18 protein-coding genes are annotated in these 21,727 nt (G+C 73.2%); 17 read left to right on the top strand and 1 reads right to left on the bottom strand.

Annotated elements, in window-relative coordinates:
* The first annotated feature begins 162 nt into the window (after positions 1 to 162).
* The 12 genes from ACFO3J_RS07205 to budA all read left to right on the top strand — a co-directional run bounded on the left by ACFO3J_RS07205 (position 163) and on the right by budA (position 12,691).
* Positions 163 to 933, top strand: coding sequence for a LuxR C-terminal-related transcriptional regulator (locus tag ACFO3J_RS07205; RefSeq protein ID WP_386427273.1), 771 nt, complete (start codon positions 163 to 165; stop codon positions 931 to 933).
* Between the two features lie 147 nt (positions 934 to 1,080).
* Positions 1,081 to 1,530 carry a cupin domain-containing protein gene (locus ACFO3J_RS07200; RefSeq protein ID WP_386427271.1) on the top strand — a complete coding sequence of 150 codons (450 nt, stop codon included), beginning with the start codon at positions 1,081 to 1,083 and terminating at the stop codon, positions 1,528 to 1,530.
* Complete coding sequence (locus ACFO3J_RS07195; RefSeq protein ID WP_386427270.1) at positions 1,527 to 1,850, top strand: hypothetical protein; 324 nt, start codon at positions 1,527 to 1,529, stop codon at positions 1,848 to 1,850. The genes ACFO3J_RS07200 and ACFO3J_RS07195 overlap by 4 nt, the downstream gene beginning before the upstream one ends.
* Before the next feature lie 3 nt (positions 1,851 to 1,853).
* Entirely contained in the window at positions 1,854 to 3,263 is a 1,410-nt protein-coding gene (locus tag ACFO3J_RS07190; protein ID WP_386427268.1) for an FAD-binding oxidoreductase, read from the top strand.
* A 306-nt stretch (positions 3,264 to 3,569) separates the two neighbouring features.
* Positions 3,570 to 4,394: an endo alpha-1,4 polygalactosaminidase gene (locus tag ACFO3J_RS07185; RefSeq protein WP_386427792.1), complete on the top strand. Its 825-nt coding sequence runs from the start codon at positions 3,570 to 3,572 to the stop codon at positions 4,392 to 4,394.
* Between the two features lie 107 nt (positions 4,395 to 4,501).
* A complete protein-coding gene (locus tag ACFO3J_RS07180; protein ID WP_386427266.1) occupies positions 4,502 to 5,833 on the top strand; it encodes an ABC transporter substrate-binding protein in 1,332 nt (443 codons plus the stop codon).
* Positions 5,834 to 5,843: 10 nt separating this feature from the next.
* Positions 5,844 to 6,797 carry a carbohydrate ABC transporter permease gene (locus tag ACFO3J_RS07175; RefSeq protein WP_386427264.1) on the top strand — a complete coding sequence of 318 codons (954 nt, stop codon included), beginning with the start codon at positions 5,844 to 5,846 and terminating at the stop codon, positions 6,795 to 6,797.
* Positions 6,794 to 7,642 carry a carbohydrate ABC transporter permease gene (locus tag ACFO3J_RS07170; protein WP_386427262.1) on the top strand — a complete coding sequence of 283 codons (849 nt, stop codon included), beginning with the start codon at positions 6,794 to 6,796 and terminating at the stop codon, positions 7,640 to 7,642. The genes ACFO3J_RS07175 and ACFO3J_RS07170 overlap by 4 nt, the downstream gene beginning before the upstream one ends.
* Before the next feature lie 62 nt (positions 7,643 to 7,704).
* On the top strand, positions 7,705 to 8,658 hold the full coding sequence (locus ACFO3J_RS07165) for a carbohydrate kinase family protein (RefSeq protein WP_386427260.1): 954 nt from the start codon (positions 7,705 to 7,707) through the stop codon (positions 8,656 to 8,658).
* A complete protein-coding gene (gene melA, locus ACFO3J_RS07160) occupies positions 8,658 to 9,968 on the top strand; it encodes an alpha-glucosidase/alpha-galactosidase (protein ID WP_386427258.1) in 1,311 nt (436 codons plus the stop codon). The genes ACFO3J_RS07165 and melA overlap by 1 nt, the downstream gene beginning before the upstream one ends.
* Before the next feature lie 197 nt (positions 9,969 to 10,165).
* Entirely contained in the window at positions 10,166 to 11,845 is a 1,680-nt protein-coding gene (alsS, locus tag ACFO3J_RS07155; protein WP_386427256.1) for an acetolactate synthase AlsS, read from the top strand.
* A gap of 36 nt (positions 11,846 to 11,881) precedes the next feature.
* Entirely contained in the window at positions 11,882 to 12,691 is an 810-nt protein-coding gene (gene budA / locus ACFO3J_RS07150) for an acetolactate decarboxylase (protein ID WP_386427254.1), read from the top strand.
* A gap of 21 nt (positions 12,692 to 12,712) precedes the next feature.
* Here budA and ACFO3J_RS07145 read toward each other — a convergent pair whose 3' ends face one another.
* Positions 12,713 to 13,978: an APC family permease gene (locus tag ACFO3J_RS07145; RefSeq protein ID WP_386427252.1), complete on the bottom strand. Its 1,266-nt coding sequence runs from the start codon at positions 13,976 to 13,978 to the stop codon at positions 12,713 to 12,715.
* Between the two features lie 147 nt (positions 13,979 to 14,125).
* Between ACFO3J_RS07145 and ACFO3J_RS07140 the strand changes: the two genes are divergently transcribed.
* Genes ACFO3J_RS07140 through ACFO3J_RS07120 form a run of 5 tightly spaced genes read left to right on the top strand, consistent with a single transcriptional unit; the run spans position 14,126 to position 21,707 of the window.
* Entirely contained in the window at positions 14,126 to 15,823 is a 1,698-nt protein-coding gene (locus ACFO3J_RS07140) for a trypsin-like serine peptidase (protein ID WP_386427250.1), read from the top strand.
* Between the two features lie 3 nt (positions 15,824 to 15,826).
* Complete coding sequence (locus ACFO3J_RS07135) at positions 15,827 to 17,995, top strand: tetratricopeptide repeat protein (RefSeq protein ID WP_386427248.1); 2,169 nt, start codon at positions 15,827 to 15,829, stop codon at positions 17,993 to 17,995.
* A gap of 30 nt (positions 17,996 to 18,025) precedes the next feature.
* Positions 18,026 to 19,477 (top strand): VWA domain-containing protein, encoded by a 1,452-nt coding sequence (locus tag ACFO3J_RS07130; RefSeq protein ID WP_386427246.1) that lies wholly within the window; start codon positions 18,026 to 18,028, stop codon positions 19,475 to 19,477.
* Positions 19,474 to 20,436 carry a hypothetical protein gene (locus tag ACFO3J_RS07125; protein WP_386427244.1) on the top strand — a complete coding sequence of 321 codons (963 nt, stop codon included), beginning with the start codon at positions 19,474 to 19,476 and terminating at the stop codon, positions 20,434 to 20,436. Before ACFO3J_RS07130 ends, ACFO3J_RS07125 begins: the two co-directional genes overlap by 4 nt.
* Positions 20,433 to 21,707, top strand: coding sequence for an extracellular solute-binding protein (locus tag ACFO3J_RS07120; RefSeq protein ID WP_386427242.1), 1,275 nt, complete (start codon positions 20,433 to 20,435; stop codon positions 21,705 to 21,707). Before ACFO3J_RS07125 ends, ACFO3J_RS07120 begins: the two co-directional genes overlap by 4 nt.
* Positions 21,708 to 21,727: the final 20 nt, after the last annotated feature.

Below are 21,727 nucleotides of genomic sequence, written 5' to 3'. Positions count from 1 at the left end.
GCGCGTGTCACGCCGAACGGATCAGCCCGTCGTCGCACCCGGCGTACCCCACCGGGATCGCGGCGGCCTTGCGGAAGGATGATCCTTGCAGCATCCTGACACCTAGCCCGGGCCGTACCACGCAAAAGACCGACTTGTGGGAACTACTTTTTCGAGGGGTAGATGGATCACAAGGAAGGCACCAATACTTTACAACGGTCACTGCCGTCACATGGCGCTACTCGAAGCGAGTTTACGGGCCCGCGATCCGACGCCGAACCGCGGCCGGCCGGCGTGCGCGACCCGGCCGCGCCGCTCACCGTGGTGCTGGCCGACGCCCAGCCGGCGATCCGCCACGGCGTGCGCTCGGTGCTGGAACACTTCGGCGGCATCTCGGTGGTCGGGGAGGCCGCCGCGGCCGACGAGGTGCTCACCGAGACCTCCCGGTGCCGGCCCGACGTCCTGATGGTGGACCCGCTGATGGACGAACTGGCAGGCGCGCGGGTCATTACGCAGGTGTTACGTGCCTTGCCGAACACCGGAGTCCTGGTCTTCAGCACGGTGGACGACGACCGGGCCATCGTCGCGGCCTTCCGCTCCGGGGCGCGGGGCTACCTCGGCAAGACGGCCACCGCGGACCAGATCGTGCTGGGCATCCAGGCGGTGGCGGCCGGCGAGGCGATCGTCGACCGGTCGATCGCCGGGCGGCTGAGCGCGCTCATCCGGCCGGCTTCGGGACAGCATTTCTATCCGTTCCCCCAGCTGACCAACAGGGAACGCGATGTCCTCGAACATATCGCGGCCGGTAAATCCAACTCCACCATTGCCCGTGAACTCGCCCTCGCCTCCAAGACCATCAGCAACCGGGTTTCGGTGATCTTCGGAAAGCTCGGTGTCGCCGACCGGTCCCAAGCCATTGTGCTGGCGCGGGACGCGGGTCTCGGCCGCGTTTGACGAACCGAATTCCGGATCGGCGGTCGCGGCCCCGCCAATCCCCGCAGATTCCCGAGTGGAAGGGAAAAACTCCCCTGTCGAAAGGGAGCGGCCCGATTCTAGGATGATCCCGGGGAAAAACCATGGGATGCCGATCGGAGTGGGACTGTGACCGACCAGGAAACCGACCGGACGAACGGCCGGGACGCCGAGCTGACCATCCGCGCGCTGGAGTCGGAGCACCTGACCCGGGCGCACGGCCTGGATCTGAAGTTGCTCCACCCGTGGCCGGGGCTGAACGCACCATTCCGCGGCGCCTGGTGCGTATTGCGCCCCGGTGATGTCTCGGAGCCCCACGCGCACAGCGAACGGGAGATCTTCATCTGCATGTCCGGCCGCGCCACGGTGCTCGCGGGTGACACCCGCAAGGAGTTCGCGGCCGGGGACATCGCCCACCTACTGCCCGGGGTGCAGCACAGCATCACCAACGAGCACGACGAGGACTTCGCCTACTACGCGATCTGGTGGGGCGAGGAGATGGCGGCGGAATTCCTGACGACCCTCGCCGACGCCGAACAGTCCCGCCGTGACGGCGGCCGAGTCGGGGAGACCGCGTGATCGACTACGACGGGCGGAGATTTCGCGCGCCGGACGGGGACACCGAGACGATCGCCGTCTATCACCAGCAGGACGACTTCGTCTGGGGCGAGGTGGCCGGCGGCGGGGTGCGGCGCGGATGGACGGCCGGCACCCGCGAACCGGACGGCACCTTGCGCATGGGCTACACCATCGTCTTCACCTCCGGCGAGGTCGTCTGCGGCCGGACCGTCAACACTCCCGATCTCACCGCGGACGGCCGTCTGCGGCTGCACGAGAGCTGGGAGCGCTACGGGGACAACGCGGCGACCGGAGTCTCCTACATCGAAGAGGTGAGCTGAGCGGTGGCGGCTGTCGCAGGCGGCGGGGCGGGCGGTTCGGCCGGCGCGTCCGAGGCGGACTGGGGGCGGCTGGCGAAAAGCGTCACGGGCCGGCTGCTGCGCCCGGGCGACGCCGGATTCCAGGACGGGAGCGCGCCGTTCAACCGGCGGTACACGCGAACCGTGCCGACCGGTGTGCTCAACGCCGCCGATGTCGCCGACGTGCGGCAGGCGGTGCGGTGGGCACGTGAGACGGGCGTGCCGATCGTGCCGCGCGGCGGCGGCCACAGCTACGGCGGCTACTCGGTGAACTCCGGCCTGGTGCTGAACCTCCAGGCGCTCGGCTCGGTGACCGTCGACGGCTCCACCGGACTGGTCGTCACCGGCGGGGGCGCGCTGACGGAAGCGGTCTACACCGCCGTCGCCCCGCACCAGGCCGTCTTCCCGCTCGGCAACGGAGCGACGGTGGGCGTCGCCGGGCTCGCCCTCGGCGGCGGCTCGGCCGCCACCTCGCGCGCCCTCGGGCTCACCGCGGACACCATGGTCCGCACCGAGATCATCACCGCCGACGGGGAGTCGCTGGTCTGCGACGCCGAGCACAACACCGACCTGTTCTGGGCCTGCCGGGGCGGCGGCGGCGGCAACTTCGGCGTCAACGTCTCCTTCACCTTCCAGGCGGTGCCGATCGCCGACGTCTCCACCTTCCTGCTGCTGTGGGAGGGCCCCGACGCGCTCAAGGTGTTCGAGGTGGCGCAGGAGGTCATGCGCCGGGCGCCGGACGCCTTCTCGGCCCGGCTCGGTGCCAGCAGGTCGGCCGGCACCGGGATCACGGTCTCCGCGATCGGCCTGCACCTGGGCCCCTCCGCCGAACTGCGCGAACTCCTCGATCCGCTGCTGGCGGTGGCCCGGCCGTTCCGCGAGGACATCGCCGACCGCACCTTCTGGGAGGGCAAGGACTACCTGGCGCACGAGACGTCGGCCGGCGCGTTCGCCGTCCGGACCCACTTCGCGGCCGAGCCGCTGCCCCCGCAGGCGGTCGCCACGGCCCTGGAGCAGCTCGACCGCTGGCCCGGCGGCGGCAATCCGGACGGCTGCGGTATGGCGCTGTTCGGGTGGGGCGGCGCGATCAACCGCGTCGACCCCGGGAGCACCGCCTTCCCCCACCGCGACGCGCACTACCTGGTCAGTCTCGACACCTCCTGGGGCGAGCAGGACAGCCCGGCTCTGGTCGAGGCCAATCTGCGCTGGCTGACCGACCTCCACGACTCCCTGACCCCTTGGACGACCGGCGGCTCCTACCTCAACTTCGCCGACCCCGACCTCGCCGACTGGCGCACCGCCTACTACGGCGCCAACTACGACCGCCTGCTGGCCGTCAAGCGCCGCGTCGACCCGGACGGCCTGTTCACCTTTCCCCAAGGAATCGGCGCCTAGCGCGAGTCCAGCCCCCTGCTCCCGACGGAGCGGGGGGCACGGTGGACACCGATGACCGGCGGGGCCGGCCCGCCCCGCCGCGGGCAAGTCGGCGGAAAGCGGGCTCCGCCCGGGAATCCGGCCGCTGGACGGCCCTTGACAGGGTGAACCCCGGTCGCTTTACTTCCCGCAACGCCGGATCGAACACTCGGCGCAGAGGTACGCCTAGCCGGTGGCCGGCCCAGCGCCGCAAGCCCGGACTGAGTCGCCAGGATGGCTGTCAGCTTCCGAGGCGGGGACGTATCCCCCATCATCCGGAGTCCGATGATGCGCACCGATCAGCTCCGCACCTCCCGAGGCCGATGGATCGCGGCGGTCGCGGCGACCGCCGCGGCGATGGCCCTGCCCCTGCTCAGCCCGGCACCGGCCGGAGCCGCCGGCCCGGTGACACCGCCGCCGGCCCACGCCGGTTTCGACTACCAGATCGGCGGCGCGTACACCCCGCCGGCCGGGGTCTCCGTGGTCAGCCGCGACCACGACGCCTCGCCGGCCGCCGGGCTCTACACCATCTGCTACGTCAACGCCTTCCAGACCCAGGAGGGCGCCGAGGGCGAGTGGGACGCCGACCTGCTGCTGCACAACGCCAAGGGCAAGGTCGTCAAGGACCCCGACTGGGACGAGGCGGTGCTCGACATCCGCACCGCGGGCAACCGGCAGCGGATCGCCGACACGGTGGACGGCTGGATCGACGGCTGCGCCGCCAAGGGCTTCCAGGCCGTCGAGCCGGACAACTTCGACACCTTCGACCGCTTCCCCGGTTACCTCACCCAGGCCGAGGCCGAGGCGTACATCCGGTTGCTGTCGGCGCACGCGCACAGCAAGGGCCTGGCGATCGCGCAGAAGAACACCGCCGAGTTGTCCGGCGACCACGCCGCCAACGGGCTGGACTTCGCCATTGCCGAGGAGTGCGCGGACTACAGCGAGTGCGGCTCCTACACCGCCGCGTACGGCAACGAGGTCATCGTCATCGAGTACACGGCCAAGGGCCTGACGAAGGCGTGCGGCGGCTACGGCGGCACGCTGAGCATCGTGCGCCGCGACGTGGACGTCGTTCCCCTCGGCACCGGCGGATACGTCCGTCAGACCTGCTGACCCCCGGCGGGGCGGCTCCGGCCGGTGATCCGCCCCGGGCCGCGTCCGCCCGCCGACCGGAATCCACCCCTCCGGTTGTGTTCCCCTTCTGCCCCCCTGGAGGTCCGATGGCTCTCGGCCGTTCCCTTCCCGCCGGGCCGTCGCGCCGCCGCGTCCTGCGCCGGGGTTCGGGCGCCGCGCTCGGCGCCGCGGCCGGCGCCGCGCTGACCGCGTGCGGCGCGGGCACGGGCGACGGCGTCGGCGCGGACGGCCGCGTCACCATCGAGCTGTGGCACGGCCAGACCGACACCGGCCGAGCCGCGATCGAAGCCCTGGTCCAGGCGTTCAACCGCGCCCATCCCAAGATCCGGGTCAACCCGGGCGCGGGAGTGCTGTCCGACGCGATGCTGCAGAAGGTGACCGCCGCGCTCGCCTCCGGCTCGTACCCGGACATCGCCTACGTCTTCGGTTCCGATCTGGCCGGCGTCGCCCGCAGCCCGCGCGTGGTGGATCTGACCGACATGGTCGGCCACCTGCCGGTGCCCTGGTCCGACTACTGGCGGCCGGCCCGCGAGGCGGTCACCGTCAACGGGCGGGTGCGGGCCGCACCCGCGCTGCTCGACTCGCTGGCCGTGGTGTGCAACACGAAGCTGTTCCGCGCCGCCGGGCTGCCGCTGCCGCGGGCGGGCTGGACCTGGGACGAGTTCCAGGACACCGCCGCCCGCCTCACCGACGCCGGCCGCGGTGTGTTCGGCACCGGCTGGCCCGGCGTCGGCGACGAGGACACGGTGTGGCGGCTGTGGCCGATGGTGTGGGACCTGGGCGGGGACGTGATCTCCGCCAACGGGAAGGGCATCGGCTTCGCGGACGCGGGGGTGCGGGCGCTGGAGACCGTCCAGGGGCTCGCCCGGGCCAAGAGCGTCTACATCGACCCCAAGCCCGGCACCGAGCAGATGTACCAGGTCTTCAACTCCGGGCGGATGGGCATGGTCGTCACCGGGCCCTGGGGGCTGCCGGACATCATCACGGCGAAGGTCGACCACCACGTGGTGCCGCTGCCCAGCTACAGCGGCAGGCCGATGACGATCTCCGGACCCGACACCTGGACGGTCTTCGACAACGGCGCCGCCCGGGCCGAGGCCGCGCGCACGTTCGTGAGTTGGCTGATGCAGCCCGCCCAGGACGTGCGCTGGGACATCGAGGACGGCAGCCTGCCGCTGAGCCGGAGCACCGAGAAGCTGGCCGCCTGGCAGGCCCGGGAGTCCGCCACCCAGGGGCTGCCGGTGTTCACCCGGTCCCTGGAGTACGCCCGGGTCCGGCCGGCGCACCCCGCGTACGCGCGGATCTCGGAGTCGCTCGGACAGGCGATCGTGTCGGTGCTGCTCGGCCGCAGCAGTCCCGCCAAAGCCTTGCGCCGCTGCGCCGACGAGGCCAACGCCGCCCTGCTCATCCCGCGTTGAGGAGCCCGCCTTGCCACCGCTGCCCGCCCCGCTGACCCTCTCCGACACCGAACGCGACCGGCTGCGGGCCCGGCGCCGGGGCCGCCGCCGTGAGTCGGCCGCCGCCTGGGCCTTCATCTCGCCCTCGGTCGTGGTCATCCTCGGGCTCGGCGTGGTGCCCGTGGTCTGGTCGCTGCTGCTGTCCTTCAAGGCCGACGACCTGGTGACCCCCAGCCGCTGGGTCGGCCTGGACAACTACCGCGCGCTCGGCCACGATCCGCACTTCAGCCAGGCGGTCGGCAACACCTTGGTGTACACGGCGCTGTATGTGCCGCTCAGCATGGCCCTCGGGCTGGCGCTCGCGCTCGCCCTGAACCGGCGGATCCGGCTGGTCGGCCTCTACCGCACCTTGATCTTCGTCCCGTTCATCATCTCCGACACCGCCCAGGGCGTGCTCTTCTCCTTCATCCTCGACCCGCAGTTCGGCGCGGCCAACTCCGTCCTGCACGCGCTGCACCTGTCCGCGCAGGGCTTCCTCACCGACCCCGGGCAGGCGCTGTACGTCCTGGTGGGCATCTCGCTGTGGAGCAGCACGGGCTTGTGCGTGGTGATCTATCTGGCCGCGCTCCAGGACGTGCCGCCGACCCTGATCGAGGCGGCCAGGCTGGACGGCGCGGGCCGCCGGCACCTGCTGCGCCATGTCGTGCTGCCGGCGCTCACCCCGGTCACGGTGTTCCTGCTGCTGTGGCAGACCGTCAACGCCCTGCAGGTCTTCGACCTGGTCTACGTGACCACCAAGGGCGGCCCGATCGGCTCCACCACCGTGGTCGTGTACTTCGTCTGGCAGCAGGCCTTCCAGAACTTCACCGCCGGCTACGGGGCGGCGGCCGCGTACGTACTCGCGGTGGCCCTGCTCGTCGTCGCCGCCGCGACGCGCCTGACACGGCGCCGCGGGACCACCCCTGTCGAAGGAGCCGCACGATGACGGCGACATCCGCCTCGGGGCGCCGCTCGAAGGGGCTGCCGTTCAGTCCCTGGCACCTGCTGCTCGCGCCGCTCGCCCTGCTCTTCGCCGTACCGCTGATCTGGCTGCTGCTCAGCTCGGTGATGAGCGACGCGGAGATCAACCGCTTCCCGCCGTCCCTGTGGCCGCACGGCATCCATCTGAGCGGCTACCGGTATGTGCTGGGCAACGCCATGTTCCCGCGCTGGTTCGCCAACTCGCTGATCGTGTCGTCGGTGGCGGTGGTGTCCAATCTGCTGTTCGGCGCGTTCGGCGGCTACGCCTTCGCCCGGATGCGGTTCGCCGGCTCCCGTACGCTGCTGACGCTGATGCTGGCGACGATGGCGGTCCCCTTCCAGCTCACGATGATCCCGACCTTCCTGGTGATGAGGAAGCTCGGGCTGATCGACACCCTCGGGGCCCTCGTCGTCCCCTCGCTGGTCACGCCGTTCGCGGTGTTCCTGCTGCGGCAGTTCTTCCTGTCGCTGCCCAGGGAGCTGGAGGAGGCCGCCTGGATCGACGGCTGCTCACGGCTGCGGGTGCTGTTCCTGATCGTGCTGCCGCTGTCGCGCCCGGCGCTGAGCACGGTGGCGGTGCTGACCTTCCTCACCACCTGGAACGATCTGACCTGGCCGCTGATCGCGATCAACCACGACGTCCACTACACCCTGCAACTGGGCCTGACCACCTTCCAGGGCCAGCACCACACCAAGTGGTCGGCGGTCATGGCGGGCAACGCCATCACCGTCGCGCCGGTGCTGCTCGCCTTCCTGGCCGCGCAGAAGTCCTTCCTGCAGTCCATCACCTCCACCGGTCTCAAGGGCTGAGCCGCCCCGCCGAGCCCGGCGCCCCACCGACCACGACCGCCTCCACCACCACGGGACACCGGATGCCGCACCACTTCGACCTGCTCGTCATCGGGGACGCCAACCCCGATGTCGTCCTCGGACCGCTCGACGCCCCGCTTGCCTTCGGCCAGCGCGAACAACTCGTCGACACCGGTCTGCTCACCCTGGGCGGCTCGGCCGCGATCATGGCCTGCGGCGCCGCCCGGCTCGGCCTGCGCACCGCCTTCGCCGGCCGGGTCGGCGACGACGACGCCGGGCGCTTCGTCCGCGACGCGCTGGCCGCGCGCGGCGTGGACACCGGGGCGCTCCGGCTCGACCCCGACCTGCCCACCCCGCTGACGGTGGTGCTCAACCGGCACGACGACCGCGCCGTCCTCACCGCGGCCGGCACGCTGAGCGCCACCTGCGCCGAGGACGTACCCGCCGCGCTGCTCACCGGCTGCCGGCACGTGCACGCGGCCTCGTACTTCCTGATGCCCGAACTGGCCGCGGCGCTGCCGACGTTGTTCGGCGCCGCGCGCGAGGCGGGGGCCACCACCTCGCTCGACACCAACGACGACCCGAGCGGGCGGTGGGCGCCGCCGGACTTCGGCGCGGTGCTGGCCGCCACCGACATCCTGCTGCCCAACGCGGCCGAGGCGTGCGCCCTGGCCGGTCCCGGGGCCCGGACGCCGCAGGAGGCCGCCGCCGAACTCGCCGCGCGCGGGCCGCTGGTCGTGGTCAAGGACGGCGCCGACGGCGCGCTGGCCCACGACGGCCGCACCCTGACCCGCACCCGGGGCGTCCCGGCCGAACCCCGCGACACGGTCGGCGCCGGCGACAGCTTCGACGCCGGATTCGTCGCCGCCCAACTGTCCGGCCTGCCGCTGGCGCGGGCCCTCGATCTGGCGGCCGCCTGCGGCGCGCTGTCCACCCGGGCCTTCGGCGGCACCGCCGCCCAGCCCACCTGGGCCGAAGCTCTCGCAGCGGTCTCCCGCAACGGAAAGAACCAGTGATGACTCCCACGAGGATCGCCTTCATCGGCGCCGGAAGCGTCGTGTTCACCCAGGGGCTGCTGGCGGACCTGTTCGCCTTCCCCGAGCTGAAGGACGCGCACATCGCGCTGCACGACATCGACCCGGAACGCCTGGCCACCGCCGAGGGCGCCGCCCGCCGGATCGCCGAGGTGCGCGGCGCGTCACCGCGGATCACCGCGCACGCCGAGCGGCGCGCGGCGCTGGCGGACGCGCACTTCGTGATCAACATCATCCAGGTCGGTATGCGCGCCTCCACCCGCACCGACTTCGAGGTCCCCGCCGGCTACGGCCTGCGCCAGACGATCGGCGACACCCTCGGCGTCGGCGGCATCTTCCGCGCGCTGCGCACCTTCCCGGTGCTCAAGGCGCTCGGCCGGGACATCGCCGAGGTCTGCCCCGACGCCTGGCTGCTGAACTACACCAACCCGATGGCGATGAACGTGCAGTACCTGACGCAGGCCACCGGGCTGACCCGGGTGGTCGGGCTGTGCCACTCGGTGTACTGGACCGTGCGGGACCTGTCCGAGCTGCTGCGGGTGCCCTACGAAGAGATCCGGTACCGGGCGGCGGGCGTCAACCACCAGGCCTGGCTGCTGCGTTTCGAGCACGACGGCGCCGACCTCTACCCCCGGCTCGACGCCCTGATCGCCGGTGATCCCCAACTGCGCCGCCGGGTCCGGGTCGACATGTACCGCCGCCTGGGCTACTACCCGACCGAGACCAGCGAGCACTCGGCGGAGTACGTCCCCTGGTATCTGCACCACGACGGCGAACTCGACCGGCTGCGGCTGCCGGTGGGCGCCTACCTCGGCATCGTGGACGAGAACGAGGCCAGTTACGAGCGGACCCGTGCGGCGCTCGCCAGCGGCGAACGGCTGCCGGTCGAGGGGACGATGGAGTACGCGCCGCAGGTCGTCCACAGTGTAACCACCGGCACGCCGCGCACCGTCTACGGCAATGTGCCCAACCGCGGTCTGATCGACAACCTGCCCGCCACCGGTACGGTCGAAGTCCCCTGCCTGGTGGACGCGTCGGGTGTGCAGCCGACCCGGGTGGGAGCGCTGCCCGCGCAGTGCGCGGCGCTCAACCGCGCCTATCTGAGCATGAACGACCTCGTCGTCCGCGCCGCCCTCCAGGACGACCCGCGCTCGATCCGGCAGGCCGCCATGACCGACCCGGCGACCGCGGCGGCGCTGCCCGTCGAGCGGATCTGGGACCTCTGCGACGACATGGTGCGCGCCCACGCGGAGCTGCTCCAGCCCGGACTGCGGGCGACGCTGGGCCACTGACGCTGGGCCACTGAGGCAGGTCCGCACCGGCATGCCCGTGACCGGGCGTGGCCCGGCCGCCACCCGGCGTGCGGCGGTCCCGCATGCGGCGGTCCCGGCGGGATGGGACGATGGGAGGCAGCCGGGCGGGCCCGCGACAGCGCCCGGGCGGCCGTCCCGCGGCGGGTGGCGCACACACCACGGAGGGCGGGTCACCGATGAGCGCGACAGACGACGTAGCGGTCCGCAGCGCCCAGCGGCTGCTGGAGACGCTGGACGCCCAGGGCGTCCGCTTCATCTTCGGTGTCCCGGGCGCCAAGATCGACGCGGTCTACGACGCGCTGGCCGACAGCGGCCCGCGGCTGGTGGTGTGCCGGCACGAGCAGAACGCGGCCTTCATGGCCGCCGCCGTCGGCCGGCTGACCGGCGAACCGGGGGTCGTCCTGGTCACCTCGGGGCCGGGGACCACGAATCTGGCGACCGGCCTGCTCACCGCGAACACCGAGCAGGACCCGGTGGTGGCGCTGTGCGGCGCGGTGGCGCGCGAGGACCGGCTCAAACGCACCCACCAGTCGATGGACGCGGCGGCGATGCTGGAGACCGTCACCAAGTTCACCGGTGAGGTCGGCGATCCGGACAACGTGCCGGAGACGCTGATGAACGCCTTCCGGGCCGCCGTCACCGAACCGCGCGGTTCGGCCGCCGTGGTGCTGCCGATGGACGTGCTCGCGGCGAGCACCGAGGCGACGGTCACCCGGCCGCTGCCGGTCGGCCGGCTGGGCCCGGCGCCGGCCGACGCGATCCGGCGCGCCGCCCGGCTCGTCCGCGGCGCCGAGCGGCCGGTGCTGCTGGTCGGGGCGCGCGGGTCCGATCCCGCCAGCTGCGCGGCGCTCCGCGCCCTGATCGCCGACACCGAACTGCCGGTGGTGGAGACCTTCCAGGCCGCCGGCACCGTGTCCCGCGCGCTGGAGGACCACTACGTCGGCCGGGTCGGCCTGTTCCGCAACCAGCCGGGCGATGTCGTCGTCAGCCGCGCGGACGTGCTGCTCACGGTCGGCTACGACGCCGTGGAGTACGACCCGGAGCTGTGGAACACCGATGTCGGCCGCACCGTCGTGCACGTCGACGCGATCCCCGCGGGCATCGACAACCACTACCAGCCCGCGCTCGAACTGCGCGGCGAGGTGGCGGGCACCGTGGCGGAACTGGCGAAGGAGCTGTCCGGGCTCCGGGTGTCCGACAGCTTCCGGGCCGAGACCGACCGGCAGCGCGCCGCCCTGGCGCGGATCGACGACACCGCCCGGGCCGGCGCTCACACCTCCCGGGGCCTCAACCCGGCCTCGGTGGTGCTGAGACTGCGGGAGGAACTCGACGACGGGGCGACGATCGCCTGCGACATCGGGTCGGTCTACATCTATGTCGCGCGGCACCTGCGCGCGTACGAACCGCGCCGTCTGCTGTTCAGCGACGGCCAGCAGACGCTCGGTGTGGCGCTGCCGTGGGCGATGGCCGCCAGCATGCTGCGGCCGGGCACCCAGGTCGTCTCGGTCTCCGGGGACGGCGGATTCCTCTTCTCCGCCCAGGAGTTGGAGACCGCGAACCGTCTCGGGCTGAGCTTCACGCATGTGATCATGCGCGACAACACCTATGACATGGTCGGCTTCCAGGAAGTGCTCAAGTACGGCCGGAAGTCGGGCGTCCAGCTGGGCGACTACGACGCGACGGGTTACGCGGCCTCGTTCGGGGCGCACGGGCACCGGGCCACCACCGAGGACGAGTTCGTCACCGCCTTGCGGCGGGCGCTGGCCGAGGAGGGCCCCTCCGTCATCGATGTGCCGGTGGACTACAGCCGCAACACCGACCTGGCCGCCCAGCTGCACGAGGACCCCTTCGAGTAGCCGCGGGCGGCGGACAGCCGGGGACGAGGAGGAGACGTGAGCCGTTCCGAGACCGCGTTCGAACGCTTCGACCGGTGGGCGAGGACGATGCTGGCGCACCGCTCGGCCTCCGGCGGGGCCGGCCACGACGACGCCCGCGCCCGGGAGGTCTACCAGACCAGCACCATGGGGGCGCTGCTCGACGGTGTCTACGACGGGGACGTGACGGTCGCCGAACTGCTGTCCCACGGCGACTTCGGCCTGGGCACCTTCAACCGGCTCGACGGCGAGATGGTCGTCCTCGACGGTGTCTGCCACCATGTGCGCGCCGACGGCAGCGCGGAGCGGGCCGCTCCCACCGATCTGACCCCGTTCGCCGCGGTCACCCGCTTCTCGCCGAGTGTGACGCTGCCGGCGCCGTCGGGCGCCGGCCGTAAGGAGACGTTCGCGCTGATCGACCGGGCCATCCCGAGCGCGAACCTCGTCTACGGCGTCCGGATCACCGGGGAGTTCGCCTCGGTGCGCACCCGGACCGTCGCCCGGCAGACCCCTCCCTATCCGCCGCTGACCGAGGCCACCCGCGGCCAGGCCGAGACCGACTTCACCGAGGTGACGGGCACCCTGGCCGGTTTCCGGACCCCTGACTACGAGCAGGGCGTCTCGGTGGCCGGCTACCACCTGCACTTCCTCGACGACACGCACACCCGCGGCGGGCACGCGCTGGACTTCCGGCTGGCCCGGGGCGAGATCGCGATCAGTACCTCCTCCGAGCTCCATCTGAGCCTGCCCACATCCGGCCCCTTCCTCGACTCGGACCTGTCGCCCGCCGACAGCCGGGCCCAGATCCGCGAGGCGGAGGGCGGTTGACCCGGCCGGCCCGGCGGCGGGTCAGCCGCGGGCGCCGGTCCGGCGCAGTGCGTAGCCGGCCGCGCCGAGTGCCAGCACCCCGGCTCCCGACAGCACCGCGGCGGACGGCAGCGCGAAGGCGAGCAGCAGGCAGCCCGCCAGGCCGAGGACCGGCACGATCCGCGCGGGCCGGCCCTCGGCGGCGGTGAGGGTCCAGGCGGCGGCGTTCGCGATGGCGTAGTAGACCAGCACGCCGAAGGAGGAGAAGCCGATCGCGCCGCGCAGGTCGGCGGTGGCGGCCAGTACGGCGACCACGGCGCCGACCGCGAGTTCGGCGCGGTGCGGCACCGCGAAGCGCGGGTGCACGGCGGCCAGCGCGTGCGGCAGGTGGCGGTCACGGGCCATGGCCAGTGTCGTACGGGAGACGCCGAGGATCAGCGCGAGCAGCGAGCCCAGCGCGGCGACCGCCGCACCCGCCCGCACCACCGGCACCAGGCCGGGGGCTCCGGCCGCCCGTACCGCGTCGGCCAGCGGCGCCACGGCCCGGGCCAGGTGCCCGGGGCCGAGCACCGCCAGCACGGCGAGCGCCACCGCCGCGTACACCACCAGCGTGATGCCCAGCGCCAGCGGGATCGCCCGCGGAATGGTCCGCCGCGGATCGCGGACCTCCTCGCCCAGGGTGGCGACGCGGGCGTAGCCGGCGAAGGCGAAGAACAGCAGGCCGGCCGCCCGGAGCACCCCGCCGAAGCCGGTGTCCGGGCCGATGCCGAGGCGGGCGGCGTCGGCGGCGCCGCTGGTGGCGCAGGCCACCACCACCGCGGCCAGGGCCAGCAGCACCAGGGCGACGATCACCCGGCTGAGCCAGGCCGCCTTCCGCACTCCCAGGTAGTTCACCGCGGTCAGCGCGATCACCGCGGCCACCGCCACCACATGCTCCCGCCCCGGCCATACGTACGAGCCGACGGTCAGCGCCATCGCCGCGCAGGAGGCGGTCTTGCCCACCACGAAACCCCAGCCGGCCAGATAACCCCAGAAGGGGCCGAGCCGTTCGCGGCCGTAGACGTAGGTGCCGCCCGACGACGGGTAGCGGGCGGCCAGCCGGGCCGACGAGGTGGCGTTGCAGTACGCGACCAGGGCCGCGGCCGCCAGGGCCGGCAGCAGCCCGGACCCGGCCGCCGACGCCGCCGGGGCCAGGGCGGCGAAGACCCCGGCGCCGATCATCGAACCGAGCCCGATCACCACGGCGTCGAACACACCGAGCCGGCGGCTCAGTTCGCCGGGCCGTACGGGACCCGCCGACGTGCCCATCCCTCGCTCCTCCGCCGTGGCCGCGACCCGTCCTGGACCGCGGTTCGGGGGCACCCTACCCGCCGGCCCGCCGGCTGCCGTCGTGTCCCCCCGTCCCAAGACGCGAAAGGGCCGGACGCGGCGTGTCGACCGCCGTACCGTGAACGCATGGGAACGCATCATCACAACGACGATCCCTGGCGTGTGAGAGTGGACGACGGCGACGGGACACCCTGCGGCGCGGGCGTGCTGCTGGACGAGCGGCATGTCCTCACCTGTGCGCATGTCGTCAGATACGCGGGCGCGTCACCGGGCGGGACCGCGTCGCATGTACGGATCAAGAGTGTGGCGTGCACCCCGGAGTGGAGTGTCACCGCGCGGGTGGCGCCCGAGTCGTGGGTGCACAGGAACGGGACGCGGCGCGGGGACGTGGCGCTGCTCAGGCTCGACGAGCCCGTCGGCTGCCGGGGCCACGCGAGTCTGTGGCGCGCGCCGATCTCCGGCGGCCGGGTGCGCGTGTACGGATTCCCGCCGGCCGAGCCCTACGGCATCGGGACCGACGCCGAACTGGCCGGCTCCGGCGGCCGGGAGGGCGAGTGGGGGCTGCTCAACCAGATCCGGTCCGGCAGTCCGTGGATCGAGAAGGGCTACTCCGGCGCCGGGGTGGTCGCGCTCAGCGGGGAGTTCACCGGCCGGGTCATCGGCATCGTGGTGGCGGACTACGTCAACTCCGGTGCCCGGGCCGCCTGGATGCTGCCGACCGAGACCGTGCTCGCCTATCTGCCGCAGGTCGGGCGCTATGTCGCCGGCGGTCTGGCCAACCATCTGAGGCTGTCGGACGACATGTCGCCGGCCGACATACTGAGCGACACGCTGCGGCTCGCGCTGACCAGGGAACTGACCAGGCTGCTCGCCGGCCAGTGGTCGGGCACCGTCGTCGTGCGCACCGGCGGCGGCACCGGGGCGGGCAGTTCCTGGCTGGTGCGCCTGGTGCGCACCGCCGACCCGGCGGCCCGGGCCACCGTCTCGGACGCCGAACTCACCGGCGCGCCCGGGGACACGGTGCTCGGCCTCGGCGCGATCGACGCGGCGTACGACGCCCGCAGCAAGTCGATCGCCGAGGTCAGGGGCTATCTCGCCGACCGGTTCGGCCTGCGCGCCGACGACCCCGACCTCGTACGCCGTCTGCTGCGCCTCAAGCCGCCGGTGTGCCTGGTCGTCAGCGGGGTCGACCGGGCGGGCGACCCGGAGGCGCTGGTGGGCGAACTGCTCGGCCCGCTGGCGGTGCGGGCCCGCTCGCGCGGCATCCGCCTGGTGCTCGGATTCGACGGGCGGCCGCCGGCCGGGCTGGCCCACGAGGTGCTGCTCGACCCGGCGCCGCTGGTCGGCGGCGGCGCCGCGACCGCGACCGGCGCGGAGGCACAGCACCGGGTCGAGCTGCTGGCGGCCGACGAGGAGGCCGCGTGGCGGCTGCAGGCGCGGCGCGGACTGCACTTCTTCCAGCCGCCGCCGCTGCCGCCGGCCGCGGCCCCGCGGCTGCGGGTGCGGCTCGCGGTGGCCCGCGGCACCGAACCGAACGCCGAACTGGCCGCGATCCGCGCCGAGGCGGTCGCGGCCGGCGCCGCCGTCGAGCGGTTCGACCGCGAGATGCGGCGGCTGATCACCGACTGCGAGGACCTGCGCAGCACCCTGGAGCTGAACCGGCTGCGCGCCGAACGGTACTTCGGCGCCGAGGACGGCCGGCTCGCGGAGCTGCACGCCCCGGCCGCCCGGGAGCTGCGGACGCCGCCGATCGACCTGGTGTCCGCCCGGGTGCTGGTCAAGCGGTATGTGGACGAGGTCAATCGCCGTATCGACGAGGAGTGAGCCGTGGCCCGGTGCAATCGTCCCGACTGCGGTCGCGGGGTGATCGACGAGCAGGGGTTCTGCGCGGAGTGCGACCGGCGGCCGGTGGCGGAGCCGGCCGCCGCGGCGCCGCCCGCCGACAGCGCCGGCCGGACCGGAGCGGCCGTCGGCGTGGCGAATGTGCGCCCGGACCCCTGGTGGGGGCTCGAACTGGTGGGTATCGGCGCCGTACCGGACACCGCCGAGGTGCCGGCCGAGGCGTACGAGTACATCGGCGAGGAGCACCGCTTCTGCGCCGATCCCGCCTGCCGGCGGCCGGTCGGGCGCGGGCACGGCGGTACGCCGGGCCGGGCCGCCGGCTACTGCCCGAGCTGCGGCGCCGCCTTCGACTTCGCCCAGCCGCGCGGCGGCGAGACCATCGCCGGGCGCTACGAGGTCAAGCGCGCGCTCGGCTCCGGTTCGTACGGCACGGCGTATCTCGTCCACGACCGCAATCTCGGCACGGACGTAGTCCTCAAGGCCCTGAAGCGGCAGTCGGTCGCCAAGACCGCCGAGGAGGAGCGCGACGCGCTGGTCGGGCTGCGGCACGACAGCATCGTGCGCATCTTGAGCTACGAGCCCGAGGGGTCCTACCTGGTGCTCGAATACGTTCCGGGCGCACCGCTGTCGGCGCGGGCCGACACCCCTTTGGAAGTGGTGCTCGCGCACGGTCTGCAGATCCTCCAGGCACTGGACTATCTGCACGCGCGCGGCCTGCTGCACTGCGATGTGAAGCCCTCGAACATCATCCGCTTCAAGGAGGAGAGCGCGGTCGGGCCGCGCGACCGGGTGCGGCTGATCGACTTCGGGTCGGTGCGGACCGTGCGCGACACGGGTCCGGTCGCCGAATACACCGAGGCCTACGCGCCCCCGAAGCACCGCGCGCCGCGACCGGACCCGGAACACCTGCGGCCGACCGCCGGCTTCGACCTGTACTGCCTCGGCATGACACTGACCGAGCTGTGCCGGGCGCAGCTGCGCGACCGCACCGCGCCCGGTGTCGACAGCCTGCACCTGCTGCTGGCGCGCGCCACGGACAGCGCGGTGCCGGAGCGCAGATTCGTCTCCGCGCGGCAGTTCGCCGAGCAGCTCAGCGGGGTGATCCGGCAGGTGGTGACGGCCGTGCCGGGACGACGCCCGGTGCAGCGGGCCTCGGCGCTGTTCGGTTCGATGACCGAGCCGCTGCACGGCGGGCTCGGCGCCCCCCGGCCGTTCGACCACTGGCTCACGGCCGGCCCGAGCGCGGACTCCTTCCTCACGCTGTCCGCGCCGTTCGCCGCGCCGGCCCCCGGCGAGGTCGCGAAGGCGCTTCCGGCTCCGCTGGCCGATCCCGATCACCCGCCGGCCCAGGGCGCGGCCGCTGGGGCCCTCGCCGCGTGCCGGATCTCGCTCCGGCGCGGCGACGCGGAGGCGGCGCGCGAGGCCCTGGCGGCGGCGGACCTGCCGCCGGGGCACTGGCTGCGCTCCTGGTACCGCGGTCTGATCGAGCTGGCCCGTGGTGACGCCACCCGGGCGACCGAGCAGTTCACGGGCGTGCGCCGCGCGCTGCCGGGCGAACTGATCCCGCGGCTGGCGCTCGGGCTCTGCGCCGAGCTGCGCGGCGACCTCCAGGTGGCCCAACTGCACTACGGGACGGTCTTCGACACCGCTCCGGCGCTCGGCGCGGCGGGCTTCGGCCTGGCCCGGGTGCATCTGCTGGCCGGGCGGCGCGCGGAGGCGGTGGCCGTCGCCGAGCGGCTGGCGGCGGAGTTCCGCTTCGAGCGCGAGGCGCGGATCGCGGTGGTACGCCTGCTGACCGCCGTGCTGCCGATCCCGGGCTCCGACGCGCCGGCCGCCGCGGACCTGGACCGGGCCAGGGGATGGGTGGCCGGACTGGAGGTGGACGCGGCCTCGGGCGCCGGGCTGCGGGCGGAGATCGAGTACGCGCAGTTCGTCGTCGCGGGTGACCGGCTCAAGCTGTCCGAGGTGGTCCGCGAGGTCGCCGGGCAGGCCGGCACCGAGCGGGATCACACCGCGCTGGTCGATCTCGCGAACCGGCTGCGTCCCCCGGTGGTGTGGGGGCGCGGGAGACGCCGGCGGCGCGGGCGGCGCGCGGTCACGGGAGCGGCGGCCAATCCGCGCAACCACCCCTCGGGACAACGCCGGGCGGGATAAACTCATGATCCCACTGGATGATGTGGTCGGGTGGTGCGACTGGTGAACGCGTCCGCGGTCGGACTGAGTTTCGATGTCGAGGTCGACGCGCCCTGGGATCTGGCGTTCGACGACACCCGCGCGGACGCCCTCGTCACGATCAGCGCGCGCTCCGCCGCGGAAGCCGCCCCTCGGACCGGCGTCGCGGAGATCCTCATCATGGACCGGTCGCTGTCCATGGCCGGCCGGGGCAAACTCGCCGAGGCCAAACGGGCGATGTGCGCGGCCATCGACACCCTGCACGACGGTGCGTACCTCGGCGTCATCGCCGGGAACCACCGGGCCGAGGTCGTCTATCCGCCCGGCGGCGGCCTGGCCCGGGTCGACGACGAGACCAGGGCGGCGGCCAGGCGCCAGGTCGCCGACCAGCTGCCGGAGGGCGGTACGGCGATCGGCAGCTGGCTGACCTGCGCCGAGCGGCTCTTCTCCTCGGCGGCGCCGGGCGGCACCGTACGGCACGCGGTGCTGTACACCGACGGCAGGGACGAGCACGAGACCGGCGAGCAGCTCACCGCGGCACTCACCGCCTGTACGGACCGCTTCGTGTGCGACGCGCGCGGGCTCGGGGACGACTGGGACTACGCCGAACTGCTGCGGATCACCGAGGCGTTGCACGGCGGCGCCGAGGCGGTCATCGATGTCGCCGACCTCACCGGGGACTTCACCCGGCTCATGCGCAAGGCGCACGGACTGGTCGTGCCCCGGGTCTATCTGACGCTGCGGCTCAACGACCGCTTCCGGGTCGGTTTCGTCCGGCAGACGCGTCCGACCGAGGCCGATCTGACGGCCCAGCAGCAGCCGCGCGGCGGTGAGATCCATGTCCCGCTCGGCGCCTGGCCGCCGGAGGTGCGCCAGTACCAGCTGTCACTGAGCTTCGACGCCGACGCCCTGCCCGTCGACGAGGACCTGCGCGCCGCCCGCGTCGGCCTGCACGCCGAGACGCCCGGCGGCTCGCGCGAGCCGTGCGCGGAGACCAGGGCGATGGTCGTACGGCGCAGCGGCACTCCGGGGCTGGCCACCGTGCGCCCCGCCAGCCTCACCCGGGTGGAGAACGAGCGCGAACTGGGCATGGCGATGCGCGCCTGCGCCGACGCCCAGCGCGGCGGGGATCCGGCCACGGCGAACCGCGAGTTGCGGGTCGCCCTCGAACTCGCCGAACGCCTGGGCGACGCGGTACGCCTCCGGCTGCTGCGCAGGGTGTCGGCTCCCGGCCGGGACGGTGTGCCCGCACTGCGCCCGGACGTGACCCGCGGGGAGATGCAGCAGCTCGGACTCGATTCGGCCAAGACCGGCACCGCCCCGGCCGACTTGATCGATCCCGCGCCGCCCGCCGACCGGACGCGGGTGTGCCGGCACTGCGGGGCGACGACCTCCGCCCGCGTGCTCCGGCACTGCGAGAGCTGCGGCCGGCCGTTCGACGACGAGGTGGCGGACAGCCCGTGAACGCGCTCGCGCCGGCCCGGCGGACGCCGAGGTGGAGCCCGGCCCGGCCGTACGCCCGGCTGCGCGCGACGCATCCGGTCAGGGTGCTGCGCTGGCTCAGGACCGGTGTGCTGATCACCGTCGTCGCCACCGCGCTGCTGTATCCGCTGGTGGCGACCCAGGCCCACCGCGAGATCACCGCCGCCCGGCGCACCCGGGCCGGGATCCAGGACATCACCCACGCGCTGTCGGCGGCCCGCAGCGCGAGCCTCGCTCTGCGCACCACCTTCGGCAACGGGGACGTCCTGCTGACCCATACGGGTTCGGAGTTCGCCAACGACATGGCCGAGGTGAGCACCGATGTCACCTCGGCGGCCCAGGGGAACGCGGCCGGAGTGGAGGGATCGACACAGATCCAGTTCGTGCAGGGTCAGCTGACGAACTGCGACGACCTGGCCGCGGAAGCGGTCAGCGCGTATCAGACCTACCGGAAGCCTGTCGTGGTCAGCGACGCCCTGGCAGCGTTGACCGCACCCGACGAGAGGGATCCCGTGACGAACGAACCGATCCCGGACACCGGCGGCCTGATCGCGACGCTGGGGGATCTGCGGGACCTCCAGCGGGCCGCGCTGGAGCGGCAGCGCGGCTCGCGGTGGCTGGACCCGCTCTCCTTCTGGTGGCCGCTCGTCGTGCCGGCCGCCGTGATGCTGCTGCTGGCCGCCGCCACCGGTCGTCTGGTGGCGACGCACTTCCGGCGGATCGTCAGCCCGCTGCTCGGGGCCGCGCTGCTGACCGTCGCGACGGTGGCGGTCACGGTCGGCGTACTGAGCACGGAGGACGAACGGCACCTGTCCGCCGATCCGCTGGCGAGCCATCCGGTGACCCTGGCGGTCGCGCTGTCCCTGCTCTCCGGCGCCGCGGTGCTGGCGTATCTGGCCTACCGTCCCCGGCTCAACGAATACCGGTTCCAGCGGACATGAGGACTCTGCTGGCGCGGCTCGCGCGCTGCGCCCTCGCGTTCGGGCTGCTCGTCGCCTGCGCCGCGTGCGCCGGCGGACCGGCCGGCGGCCGCACGGTCACGATCATGATCCCGTGGAGCGGGGCGGAGTTCAGGGCCTTCTACTCCGTGATCAAGGACTTCGAGAAGCAGACCGGCGTCCGGGTGAACGTGGAGGTCACCCGCGCCACGACCCAGCAGCTCGACGCCGCCGTCAACGCGGGGGTCCCACCGGACCTGGCGGTGCTGCCCAGCGTGGGCGCGGTGACCCGCTACGCGGACGAGAAACTGCGGGACCGGCGGCTCCAGCCGCTCCAGGACATCGGTCCGGCGGGCTTCGTCCAGCCCTTCAGCGGGCTGATGACGGTGCGCGGGCAGGTGTTCGCGGTCCCGGTGAAGGCCGATGTGAAGACGCTGATCTGGTTCGACCCCTCGGTCACGCCTCGTCCGCCGACCACACGCGCCGCGCAACTGGCGCTGTCCGAACGCGGCGGCAGGACCTGGTGCCTGGGGCTGGCGTCCGGCCCGACCTCCGGCTGGCCGGGCGCGGACTGGATCGCGGACCTGCTGCTGGGCGGGCCCGACGGTGTCGGCACCTACGAGAGATGGATCACCGGTCAGCAGCGCTGGACCTCGGCCGAGGTCCGGGACGCCTGGACCGTCTGGCGCCGGTTCGTCGACGGCAGCCTCGGCGACGCCTCGGTCACCGAGTTCGGCGCCGCGGCCGAAGGTATGACCGCCGACCCGCCCACCTGCCGGCTCGATCACGGCGCGCTGTCCGCGATGGGCTTCGACAGCGGGAAGCGGCAGGGCGAGGACTACCGCTTCGTGCCGCCCGCCGCGGGCGCCCCGCTCCAGGTCTCCGCCGACTTCGTGGGGATGTTCGCCACCCGCAATCCGAGCGCCACGGCGCTGATCGAGTATCTGGCGGGCAAGGAGGCGCAGACCGCGTGGGTCGGGCAGAGCGGCGGCTACGCGTTCTCGGCCAGCCGCGACGTGCCGCGGTCCGCCTACCCGGCGGGGGTCGAGCAGGAGATCGCCGCGCTGCTCCAGCCGGGCGCCGGGCACATCCTGTGCTTCACCGCCGCCGACATGATGCAGCCGGACCTGTCGGCGGCCTTCTACCAGGCGGTCCTCAACTACGTAGCCGACAAAGCCCAGTTGACCACGCTGCTCGGCCAGCTCGATCAGGTCGGCGCCCACCTCGACAAAGACGACACACCCGGTGGCAAGGCCTGCGCCACCCCGCGCTGAGATCCCGGCACGACCCCAGG

Origin of the sequence: Streptomyces polygonati (assembly GCF_042650325.1) — a bacterium.
In the GTDB taxonomy this organism is placed as follows: domain Bacteria; phylum Actinomycetota; class Actinomycetes; order Streptomycetales; family Streptomycetaceae; genus Actinacidiphila; species Actinacidiphila polygonati.
Note: the sequence above shows the minus strand (reverse complement) of the source record. Positions and strands in the feature narration are given on the sequence as shown.